Origin of the sequence: Stenotrophomonas sp. GbtcB23, from assembly GCF_019091045.1 — a bacterium.
Lineage (GTDB): Bacteria > Pseudomonadota > Gammaproteobacteria > Xanthomonadales > Xanthomonadaceae > Stenotrophomonas > Stenotrophomonas rhizophila_A.
The window spans coordinates 1-245 of the sequence record NZ_JAGXKC010000590.1 but is presented as its reverse complement, the minus strand read 5'-3'; the positions used below and the strand labels follow the sequence as shown (position 1 = coordinate 245).

The following is a 245-nucleotide window of genomic DNA, read 5'->3' as shown; positions in this document are numbered from 1 at the left end:
AGGGCGGCAAGGTTGCCGTCGAGGGTTGGGCGGAAGCTTCCGAACTCGGCGTCAGCGAGCTTGCCAGGAAATTCGAAGGTGCCGGCGTTTCAGCGATCATCTATACGGATATCGACCGGGACGGTATCCTGGCCGGCATCAACTGGGCCTCGACGCTGGAGCTTGCAAACGCCGACTCCATCCCGGTGATCGCGTCCGGCGGGCTTGCTTCGCTGGACGATATCAAGCGGATGCTGGAGCCTGAT

Annotated in this window: 1 protein-coding gene; it reads left to right on the top strand. The window is 62.0% G+C overall.

Annotated elements, in window-relative coordinates:
- Window positions 1-245 (top strand): HisA/HisF-related TIM barrel protein (locus KVS69_RS20220; RefSeq protein ID WP_254622316.1); only part of this gene is annotated, 245 nt, incomplete at both ends.